This window comes from Ideonella sp. P3_A4 (assembly GCF_056403075.1).
This window is the reverse complement of record NZ_JBFUGE010000269.1, coordinates 1-8,177: the sequence shown is the minus strand read 5'-3', so window position 1 is coordinate 8,177 and position 8,177 is coordinate 1. Positions and strand designations below refer to the sequence as shown.

General features: G+C 67.4%; 8 protein-coding genes. 4 read left to right on the top strand and 4 right to left on the bottom strand.

Annotated features, from left to right (window positions below; translation table 11 throughout):
- The coding region (locus AC1DYI_RS20810) for a quinone-dependent dihydroorotate dehydrogenase (RefSeq protein WP_477206038.1) at window positions 1-949 on the bottom strand (949 nt) is incomplete at its 3' end.
- A gap of 140 nt (window positions 950-1,089) precedes the next feature.
- On the opposite strand from AC1DYI_RS20810, the gene AC1DYI_RS20805 reads away from it, so the two are divergent.
- The 3 genes from AC1DYI_RS20805 to AC1DYI_RS20795 all read left to right on the top strand — a co-directional run bounded on the left by AC1DYI_RS20805 (window position 1,090) and on the right by AC1DYI_RS20795 (window position 2,899).
- On the top strand, window positions 1,090-1,863 hold the full coding sequence (locus tag AC1DYI_RS20805) for a response regulator (protein ID WP_477206037.1): 774 nt from the start codon (window positions 1,090-1,092) through the stop codon (window positions 1,861-1,863).
- Between the two features lie 85 nt (window positions 1,864-1,948).
- Window positions 1,949-2,611, top strand: coding sequence for a ribose-5-phosphate isomerase RpiA (rpiA, locus tag AC1DYI_RS20800; RefSeq protein ID WP_477206036.1), 663 nt, complete (start codon window positions 1,949-1,951; stop codon window positions 2,609-2,611).
- A gap of 105 nt (window positions 2,612-2,716) precedes the next feature.
- On the top strand, window positions 2,717-2,899 hold the full coding sequence (locus AC1DYI_RS20795; protein WP_477206035.1) for a hypothetical protein: 183 nt from the start codon (window positions 2,717-2,719) through the stop codon (window positions 2,897-2,899).
- A gap of 19 nt (window positions 2,900-2,918) precedes the next feature.
- Here AC1DYI_RS20795 and mnmC read toward each other — a convergent pair whose 3' ends face one another.
- From mnmC to earP, 3 genes are all read right to left on the bottom strand, one after another.
- Entirely contained in the window at window positions 2,919-4,898 is a 1,980-nt protein-coding gene (mnmC, locus tag AC1DYI_RS20790; RefSeq protein WP_477206034.1) for a bifunctional tRNA (5-methylaminomethyl-2-thiouridine)(34)-methyltransferase MnmC2/FAD-dependent 5-carboxymethylaminomethyl-2-thiouridine(34) oxidoreductase MnmC1, read from the bottom strand.
- Between the two features lie 119 nt (window positions 4,899-5,017).
- Window positions 5,018-5,572: an elongation factor P gene (gene efp, locus AC1DYI_RS20785; RefSeq protein ID WP_477206033.1), complete on the bottom strand. Its 555-nt coding sequence runs from the start codon at window positions 5,570-5,572 to the stop codon at window positions 5,018-5,020.
- Between the two features lie 176 nt (window positions 5,573-5,748).
- Window positions 5,749-6,822 (bottom strand): elongation factor P maturation arginine rhamnosyltransferase EarP, encoded by a 1,074-nt coding sequence (gene earP / locus AC1DYI_RS20780; RefSeq protein ID WP_477206032.1) that lies wholly within the window; start codon window positions 6,820-6,822, stop codon window positions 5,749-5,751.
- Window positions 6,823-6,865: 43 nt separating this feature from the next.
- Here earP and uvrC point away from each other — a divergent pair.
- On the top strand, window positions 6,866-8,177 hold a 1,312-nt coding region (uvrC, locus tag AC1DYI_RS20775), incomplete at its 3' end, for an excinuclease ABC subunit UvrC (RefSeq protein WP_477206031.1).

Genomic DNA, 8,177 nt, shown 5'->3' with positions numbered 1-8,177 from the left:
CAGCGACTTTGGCCTGCGCGTCTTCAGCGCTCATCACGCCACCCACGCCGATGATCGGGAAGTCCGCACCCAGCGCGCCGCGCAGAGCCCGCACGACACGGTTGCTGGCTTCGCGCACCGGTGCGCCCGAGAGACCGCCGGTTTCTTCCGCATGCGGCAGGCCCTTGACCGCGTCGCGCGCGATCGTGGTGTTGGTCGCGATGACGCCGTCCATGCCGTGGCGCTTCAGCGTCGCGGCGATGACGCCGATCTGGTCGTCGTCGAGGTCGGGCGCGATCTTCAGGAACATTGGCACGCGCCGCGACTGTTGCTGCTCTAACAAGGCCTTGTGCTCGGTCAGCGTACCGAGCAGCGCGTCGAGCGCCTCGTCGCTTTGCAGCGCGCGCAGGTTCCTGGTGTTCGGGCTCGAGATGTTGACGGTGACGTAGTCGGCGTGCGGGAACACACCGGTCAGGCCGGCCAGGTAGTCATCGGCCGCGTTCTCGATCGGCGTGGTGGCGTTCTTGCCGATGTTCAAGCCCAGGATGCCGCCCGCGGCGCGGAAGCTGCGCGCACGCCGCACGTTGGCGAGAAAGGCCTCGAGCCCCTCGTTGTTGAAGCCCAGCCGGTTGATCAATGCCTGCGCCTGCGGCAGGCGGAACATGCGGGGTTTCGGGTTGCCCGGCTGCGCCTTCGGCGTCACGGTGCCGACCTCGATGAAGCCAAAGCCCATCGCGCCGAAGCCGTCGATGCAGCGGCCGTTCTTGTCCAGCCCGGCTGCCAGCCCCACGCGGTTCGGGAAGCGYAGCCCGGCGACGGTGACCGGGTCTTCGACACGGCTTTGTGACCACAAGCATTGCGCCGCTGTGTTCTGCAGCCGGGCAATGCTGCCGAGCGTCAGGTCGTGCGCGGCCTCGGGGTCAAGGCCAAAAAGGAACGGGCGGGTGAGGGCGTAGGGGACTAAAGACATGGGGCGAGATTGTCTCAGGCTGCCGGCGATGGCTGCCATCCAAGGGGGTGCCGAGCGGGTTCAACCTCCATTCAGGGGATGTCTGCTTTGCCCGTCGTGTTGATACTGGTGGCTTTCGTGCGTGGCTGGAGCCTGGGGCCATGGACAAACTGTTCGAAATCTTCTTCAAGCAATTGGCTGAAAGCGGCGGCGCGGGTGCGCTGTTCCTGGTCTCGGTGTGCGTCGTTGGTTTGTATTCGTGGCACCAGCACCTTCAATTGATCCGCCTGCGCGAGTCCCTGGAAAGGGAGTCCAAGCTGGCGCGTGCGTTGGCCGAGGACTTGAAGGCRCTGAAGTCGCACACGCCCGATGAGCCTGGCCGCACCGACCGGCGCAGCGACGAGCCGCGGCGCGCGCCATCGCGGGTGCTGGTGATCGAAGACAACGCAACGATGCAGTTGATCATCGAGCAGATGCTGCGCACCTGCCTGGTCGAGCCGGAGGTGCGGGTGCGGGCTTCGACCAGCGAGGCGGTGGAGGCGATCCGCCGCTTCCATCCTGACCTGCTGATCCTCGACCTGAACCTGCCGGGGGGCAACGGTGTCGACCTGCTGAAGTACCTGAAGGACGCCCATGTCAGCCTGCCGGTGCTCGTGTATTCCGGTTATGAAGACCAACTGGCGCTGGCCGGCGCGCTGCGCCGCAAGGTCGGCTTCGAGAACCTGACCTTGTTGCCCAAGGGCACCGACGCGAGCGCTTTCATTGGCCTCGTGCCGACCTTGTTCAAGCGCCGCACCGGTGACCAGGCCTTGCCGGCCAGGGCGCAGGACCGCCGCGATCGCCGCATCGGCACACGCAACCGCCGTAGCCTTCAGTCGATGCAAGGGCAGGGCGCTCCGGCGGCGCCTGCACTGGCTGAAGCCGCCGCGCCCTGACGGCACACGCGCCGCGGAATCGGCCCCGCTCCTGTCGCGGCCATTCATGTGGGTCGGGCCGGGTCAGCCTGAGACAATCCGACCCATGACGCAAGACGAATTGAAGGCCCTGGTCGGGCAGGCCGCCTTGGCCGAAGTGGTGGCCGGCTCGGTCGTGGGCGTGGGCACCGGGTCGACGGTGAACTGCTTCATCGATGCACTGGCGACGATGAAGGACCGCATCACGGGGGCTGTGTCCAGCTCGGTCAAAAGCACCGAGCGCCTGCTGGCGCTGGGCATTCGGGTGCTCGATGCGAACGAGGTCGAATCGATCCCGGTCTACATCGACGGCGCCGACGAGATCGACCACAGCGGCCACATGATCAAAGGCGGCGGTGCGGCGCTGACGCGCGAGAAGATCATCGCCGACCTGGCCGAACGCTTTGTCTGCATCGCCGATGCCTCGAAGCTGGTCGACACGCTGGGTAAGTTCCCGCTGCCGATCGAGGTGATTCCGATGGCGGCTGCGCAGGTGGCACGGCGTTTTCGCCGTACCTATGGCGGCGAGCCAACGGTGCGCGAGGGCGTGGTGACCGACAACGGCAACCTGATCCTGGACGTGCGCGGCCTGACCATCAACGACCCGCCGGCGATGGAGGCCGAGGTCAACCAGTGGCCCGGTGTGGTCACGATGGGCGTGTTCGCGCGGAACAAGGCCAGCGTCTGCCTGCTCGGTACGCCCGAGGGCGTGAAGACCTTGCGCTTCTGAACGATGAGCCCTGGCGAGCAGCCCCTGCAGAGGGTGTATCGTTGGACCAAGGTGCCGCTCGCCGCGGCGGCATCAGCCTCTTCTCCCTGAAGCAAAGGACGGCCCGTGGCCACACCCAATTACTCCTACGAAAAACGCCAACGCGAACTGGCCAAGAAGCGCAAGAAGGAAGATAAGGCGGCTCGCAAGTCGCAAGGCGGACCGTCCGGCGGTGCGCAAGACAACGATGCCGGTCAGCCCGCGAATTCCACGCCGGGCAGCGGCAACGAGCCGACGAACGCCGGCTGAAATTTGAATCCGCGCCGGCTCAGCCGGTCGCTTGTCGACGCAGCCGTGCCAGGAAGCGCGCGGGGTCGATCGCATCCAGCAAGCTGCCAGCCAGCGGCTGCGGAGCGCCGGTGATCCCGGCAGCCAGCACCTCGCCGAGCAGCGGCGCCCAGGTGATGCCGCGCGAACCCAGCCCGGCCAACACGTACAAGCCCTGCACCCGGGGCACATGCCGCGGTTGTTCAAGCCGCTTCAAGCCTTCCAGCGCTGCGGCAGGCAACGGCACCGGGCCGACCACCGGCAATCGGTCGTCGCAGCCCAACCGCCAGGCGACACGGCCATCGAGCACATCGCTGTTTGGGCCGAACCAACGCTCAGGAACATCAACGGCAGTGCCGGTCAGCGCGGCCAACTGCGCCAGGTTGGCGCGGTGGTCGGCCTCGCGGATGCGGCCGTCATCGTCCTGGAGGTGCGACGTGGCGCCGCACAGCAGGCCACCACCCAGCGCGTCTGGCAAGGCCAGCAGGTAACCGCCACTGGCGATCGGCAAGGTCGGGCGGGGCAGGGCCGCGGCCTCGGCGGCGCGCACGATGGTGAGCTGGCCACGCGTCTGCCGCCAGGGCCAGTTGGCGGCATCGCTGTGGTCGGCGAGCAGCGTGGGCGTYGCGTGCGCGGCGGCCACGACGACCACGTCGGCCTCGCCCAGCAGCGCAGCATGTTCGTCCAGGGCCTGCCAGCGCCCGTTGGACAGCGGCTGCAAATGGCCGACCCGAACGCCGGTGCGCAGGCTGATGCCAGGCTCCTGCAGCCAGGCGTGCACCAGCGCAGCCGGCTGCAACCAGCCACCACCGGCAAAGCGCCATGCCGCGCCGGCCAGCGGACAACCGGCTGCGGCTGACGCTGCATCCTGCGAAAGCGCTTCGGCATAGGGGCCGGGCAATCGCTGCGCGGCCACCATCGCTTGCAGTGCCGCCAGCGGCTCCCCGCCGCCCCGCAGCAGGCCTTGCAAGGCGCCCGGTACATGCCCTGATTCGATCAGCGGCCGGTACACCTGCTCGGCCCGCAGTGCAGCCGCGCGCAGTAGTTGCGCGTGCGTTCCGTCGTGCGTGTGCACCACGCCGTGGAACAGCCCCGCCGGGTTGCCCGAAGCGCCGCTGGCCGCTTGCTCTGCCGCGTCCAATACCGTGACTTGCAGACCCTGGCGGGCCAGGGCTCGGGCTGCGGCTGCACCCGCCAAGCCGGCGCCGATGACCAGTGCCTGGCGGGCCTGAGGGGCAGGCAGTCGCCCCGGTGGCGCAGCGCGGCGGCGCTCGATGACACCGGCGTCGACCTGCGCCAGCGTCATGTCGAATTTGCCCGCGACCCCGGGCACCCGCTGGACACGAAAGGTCGCGGCGCTCAGTGCGTCGCGCACGCCGCGTGCCGCGCTCCAGGTGGCCGCGGTGGCGCCGGGTGCGGCCAGGCGCGCCAGGGAGCGCAGCGCGCGCGCCTCCCACATCGGCGCGTTGCGTGCCGGTGCGAAGCCATCCAGGAAAACCGCATCGACCTGGGCTTGCAGCTCGGGCAGCCACAGTGCCACGTCGCCCAGCGCCAACAGCAGCGTGACCCGGCCGCTCTCGAACTCGAGCGCGTGCAGGCCCGGCGTGGCTGGTGGCCATGCGGCGATCAGTTGTGCGGCAAGAGCAGGCTCCGGCGAGGTTGCGTGCGCCAGCGCCAAGTCGGCTTTCGTTGGCGGATGCTTTTCGATCGAGACGAAGACCAGCCGTTGCGGCTGCTGCTCGTCTTCGCGCCACGTGGCCCAAGTCGCCAGGAAGTTGTTGCCCAGCCCGAAGCCGGTTTCGAGAAGGACGAAGCGCTCACGGCCGCGCCAGCGGCCTGGCAGGCCATTGCCCGCCAGGAACACGTCGCGCGCCTGCGCAAAGGCGCCCACACGCGGGTGGTACACATCACCGAATTCGGGTGCGAACGGCACCCCGTCTCGAAACTCGATGCGCGCCGGAACGATCGGTTCAGTCTTCATCGGTGGATGAAAAAAGCCGGCCCTCGAGGCCGGCTTCGTCATTCAAGCTGGAGCCCCCGCTTGGAGGGGGCTCGGGGGAGCCAAATGTTCAGCGCGCAGCGCGCCTGAGCGCTCTGCGATCAGGCGCGCTTCTTGTATTCGTGCGTGCGCGTGTCGATTTCGATCTTGTCGCCGTTCTCGACGAAGATCGGCACGCTGATCTCGAAGCCGGTGCCGACCAGCTTGGCTGGCTTCAGCACCTTGCCCGAGGTGTCGCCCTTGACGGCCGGGTCGGTCACGATTTCGCGGATCACGGTGGTCGGCAGTTCGACCGAGATGGCCTTGCCGTCGTAGAACACCACTTCGACGGTCATGCCGTCTTCGAGGTAGTTGATGGCGTCACCCATGTTCTCGGCTTCGACCTCGAACTGGTTGTACTCGGCGTCCATGAAGGCGTACATCGGGTCGGCGAAGTAGGAGTAGGTGCACTCCTTCTTGTCCAGCACGATCTGGTCCATCTTGTCGTCGGCCTTGAACACCGTTTCAGCGCCGAAGCCGCTGAGCAGGCTCTTCATCTTGATGCGCACGGTGGCCGCGCCGCGGCCGCCACGGCTGTATTCGGTCTTGAGAACGACCATCGGGTCCTTGCCCTGCATGATCACGTTGCCGGCGCGGATTTCCTGTGCGAGTTTCATGGTGAGTTTCCGAAGAGTCGGGAATCGAGGCAGCGGCTGCCCGGGCCAAGCCGGCGGGTCAGTTCGCTGCAAGTTGCGCGGCCGGCGGGTCATGTGCTTGAGCGACGATGCCAAGGACAGAAATCCTTGGCTGCCATTTCAAGGCGAGCGGGCCGTATTCCGCAAAGCCTTGAATTTTAATGCTTTTCCGCGACGAACGCCAGAAGCTGCCCGACCAGGTCGGTTTGGGCGAGCAAGGCGTCACGCCAGCTCCGGGTGTGGGCGGTCCACGCGGCCAGGTCGGGTAACACCGCCGGCTGCGGGCCGGCGAGGCCGTTCCAGGCGTGCATCCAGGCACGAATGGGCTGGGCCAGCGCGGGGCCGGCCGCGGCCAGATGGCGCGTCAGGAAGGCATCGAGCTTGACGGCGTGCGCGTCGTCGTGTTGCGGGTAGATGTGCCAGACAAAGGGCTTGCCCGCCCACTGTGCCCGCACGAACGAATCCTCGCCGCGCACGAAATTCAGGTCGCAAGACCACAGCAGGTGGTCGTAGTCCGCTTGCGGCAGCCAGGGCAGGGCTCGGTGGTGCACGGATGGCGGCATGGCCAGTCCCGCCAACTGGTCCGTCGCGGCGCCGGGTGTGGTCAACAGCAGCGTCGGTGCGTCGCCGAGCCGCTCGATCAGCACAGGCAGCGCTGGGTTCGGGTAGCAGAACAGGCTGACCAGGCGCTCGCCGGCCTGTGCCTCGATGCCTTGCTCCGACAACCAGCCGGCGGCGTCGAAGTGGCCTTGTTCCGCCATCAATCCAGGCTCGCGCAACAGCCCCCCGGCGGCCGGCGTGAAGCCGGGGTAGAAGAACCATTTGGTCAAGCCAGCGCCAGGGCCATTGAACTGCGGCGAAGGCAGGCGGTGGCTGCGCTCGACATAGTCTTCGGCGCTGAGGTATTCGAGGTTGATCCAAACCGGCGGACGTGGCTGCGCGGCCATCGCCGCGACGAAGCCAGCCGGCGGGTCGCAGCCGAAGGCTTCGATCACTACGTCGCCGGGGTCATTGGCCGTGGCGTCCGCCGTCCAATGCCGAACCTGCACACCCGGCGCACCGGTGGGTGCGAGCCACGCCAGCGCCGACGGGTCGTCAACCCACAACCGCAGCGTGTGGCCGCGAGCTGCGAGGTCGGCCGCCAGCCGCCAGCAGACGCCGATGTCGCCGAAGTTGTCGACCACACGGCAAAAAAGGTCCCAGCGCAGGGCAGGGCAAGGGGTGGACGGCATCGCGGCATTATCGAAGCCGGCGTCACTGCACAATCGCCGTCCGATGGCCGACCCCGACACCTCTTCCCCTCCCATTCCCGAAGCGCCGCCCGCCGATGCGGCCGCCGTGCAAGCCGAAGCCCAGCGCGCACTGGACGTTGCCACCGCCGCACGCGAGCGCGTGCTGGCCGAAGTGGCGGCCTTGCCCGGCTTGCCCGGTGTCTATCGGTACTTCGATGCCCAGGGCCAGGTGCTGTACGTGGGCAAGGCGCGCGACTTGAAGAAGCGCGTGTCGAGCTACTTCCAGAAAGACCTGGGCGGTACGCGCATCGGCGTGATGGTCTCGCGCATTGCGCGGCTCGAGACGACGGTGGTGCGCACCGAAGCCGAGGCGCTGCTGCTCGAGAACAACCTGATCAAGGCGTTGAACCCGAAGTTCAACATCCTGTTCCGCGACGACAAGAGCTACCCTTACCTGAAGCTGGTCTCGCACGGCTTTCCGCGCGTGGCCTACTACCGCGGCGCGGTTGATCGCAAGCACCGCTACTTCGGCCCGTACCCCGGTGCCTGGGCGGTGAAGGAAACGATCCAGCTGATCCAGAAGGTCTTTCGCCTGCGCACCTGCGAAGACACGGTGTTCAACAACCGCTCACGGCCGTGTTTGCTGTACCAGATCCGCCGTTGTTCGGCGCCCTGCGTCGGCTTCATCACGCCCGATGACTATGCACGCGACGTGCGCGACACCGAGCGCTTCCTGCTCGGTGAGCAGCAGCAGGTCGTGGACGAACTGCAGGCCAAGATGATGGCCCACGCCGAGGTGCTGGAGTTCGAGAAGGCGGCCGAGCTGCGCAACCGCATCTCGGCGCTGGCGCGGGTGCAGCACCAGCAGTCGATGGATGAGAGCAGCCTGTCGGCCGCGGGCAAGGAGGTCGACATCCTCGCCGTCAAGGTAGCCGGTGGTCGCGCCTGCGTGAACCTGGCAATGGTGCGGGGCGGTCGTCACCTCGGTGACCGAGCGTTCTTCCCAACCCATGTCGACGACGCCACCGCACTGGCGGCCGACGAGTCGCTGACGCTGGACGAGGCGCCGGCCGAAGCGGTGGAACGCACCGCCGAGCAACAGGTGGCATACGCGGAGCAGCAGGTGCTGCAAGCCTTCATGGCGCAGCACTACCTGCACAGCACGCCGCCACCGCTGCTGGTGGTGAGCCACGCTGTCGACAAGTCGCTGCTGGCCGCGTTGAGCACGCAGACCGGCATCAAGCTGACGGCGTTGCACCAGCCGCGCGAGCAACGTCGCATCTGGCTGGACATGGCCATCAAGGGTTGTGAACTTGCGTTAGCGCGACTGTTGGCCGAAGAGGGCTCGCAGCGCG

Excerpts from the sequence above, each read along its gene's own strand:
- rpiA (WP_477206036.1), top strand. The coding sequence starts at position 1,949 with ATGACGCAAGACGAATTGAAGGCCCTGGTCGGGCAGGCCGCCTTGGCC.
- efp (WP_477206033.1), bottom strand. The coding sequence starts at position 5,572 with ATGAAACTCGCACAGGAAATCCGCGCCGGCAACGTGATCATGCAGGGC.
- earP (WP_477206032.1), bottom strand. The coding sequence starts at position 6,822 with ATGCCGTCCACCCCTTGCCCTGCCCTGCGCTGGGACCTTTTTTGCCGT.